Source organism: Paenibacillus sp. cl130 (assembly GCF_900116035.1).
GTDB classification, from domain to species: Bacteria; Bacillota; Bacilli; order Paenibacillales; family Paenibacillaceae; genus Paenibacillus; species Paenibacillus polymyxa_B.
In genome coordinates this window covers 1-1,871 of record NZ_FOYG01000025.1, presented here as the reverse complement: position 1 = coordinate 1,871, position 1,871 = coordinate 1, and the positions used below count along the sequence as shown (strand labels likewise).

Here is a 1,871-nt window from a genome sequence, read left to right as displayed (position 1 = left end):
GGTATCTCGAAGAAGAAGATTCAGGTGACACATTGATTTCCCTAAGATAAGAGCTATCTAAGGGAAGTCAACGTCAGGAATGCCCAAACGTTATAGGAAATCAGCGCTAAAAACTAAAAAATTAAAATACAGAAAATATTATTTAGGAGACAACAAAAATATGAACAATAAGTTTGTTATTGCTCTAGTCTGTGTCATTACTTTTTTAGCAATATTTCCATTCTTCATTAATGTATCATTTATGGGATGGAGAACATCAATTACATTTGGAAGTACTGAATCTTGGATAGGATTTTTTGCAAGTTATTTTGGAGCGATTTTCGGTGGAGTAATCGGCGGGTTATTTACATATCTTGGTGTAAGACAAACAATTAACACACAAACGAAGCAAAAATATATTGATGAGTTCCCTGAGAAGATTAAACTTCTGACGGATGTTCTTTTTAAACTTAAAGGTCAGCGTGATTCTTTTAATAATAACGAATACTTTATTAAAGGTTTAGCACAGTATGAACGCCCGTCAGAGTATTTTGATTTAATGTCAAGTACAATCAGTTCGGCTGCAGAATCAGGAAATAAAATTGACGGCGCTCTTTATGAAAAAATGAAAGAAATCAGAGAACGAAAAGACAACTGTATTCTTAAATCAGCTAACCATCCATTAATTTCACTCGTAATTGCTGATGATGAGTTTGGAACAAACGCCAGAGTATCTTTAGAATCAATTAATTTTAGACGACAAGTGCAGGCTGAAATAACTCAAATAATTAATGATCTTATATCAATTTTTGAAGATCAACTGATTAAAATGGAACAGAAATTCAAGCAATATATAAAGTAATTAGTTTGAAGCTGTTCGAAGAAGGCGCTGACATCCTATAACATAATATTCACGCATCGTGCTACGCCCTCGGTCCCAGAAGTTGATTCAAGGAAGCTGTTGCTGTGGACACACTCGACTTCGTCGAGCGTCGTGAATACAGGAACGTTATACGAAAGATCAATAGAGTGAAATTTTTGATGGAGGTTATTTAAATGAAGTTGGTTATAATCTTTGGCCCCCAAGCAGTGGGGAAGATGACAGTAGGGCAATGTTTAGAAGCAACAACAGATTTAAAACTATTCCATAATCACATGTCTATTGATTTTGTGTCTCTATTTTTTGATTACGGCACACCTGCCGGAAAGCGTCTGGTTAGTCTAATCAGGCAAGAGATTTTTGAAGAAGTGTCCAAAAGTGAACTGGAAGGACTCATATTTACGTTTGTATGGGCATTTGATCTTCAAAGTGATTGGAACTACATTGAGCAGGTTTCAAACCTATTTGAATCGAGAGGAGGAACCGTGTACTTGGTTGAACTAGAGGCCGACTTGGAAGAACGAAAAAAACGAAATACGACTGAGAATAGATTGATACATAACCAACTAAACGAAATGTGGAGTGGTCGGAGGCTGAGTTGATTGAAACTCATGAAAAACATAGGTTGAATTCATTACCCGGAGAGATTACTAAACAAAATTATATAAGGATTAACAACAGTGGGTTGGAAGCAAATCAGGTAGCTGAAATGATAAAAGAAAGATTTAAGTTTTAAGGTAGAGAGTCTATCAAAGAGAAATGATCCTTCGTATAACATAATATTCATGCTACGGCTCCCAAGGGAGCCTTGGTCTGCGGATGGATTTCAGGGAGGAATTCCAGCAGACACACCCAGCATATGCTGGGCGTCACGAATACAGGAACGTTAGGTGAAATATTCGAAGTGCGTTGAAAAACATTTATAACCTTATTAACTTAAAGGAGATAGAAATGGAGAATTGCGAATACTGCAATATTACCTTAGAACACCAAAAAGTTTTAATAGAGAATG

The 1,871-nt window shown here is 36.1% G+C and carries 1 protein-coding gene and 1 pseudogene; both read left to right on the top strand.

What is annotated here, in order from left to right:
• Positions 1 to 79: 79 nt before the first annotated feature.
• Positions 80 to 841, top strand: coding sequence for an MFS transporter (locus BM358_RS26155; protein WP_143109577.1), 762 nt, complete (start codon positions 80 to 82; stop codon positions 839 to 841).
• Positions 842 to 1,035: 194 nt separating this feature from the next.
• Positions 1,036 to 1,595, top strand: a pseudogene (locus BM358_RS26150) (shikimate kinase).
• The last annotated feature ends 276 nt before the right edge of the window (positions 1,596 to 1,871 follow it).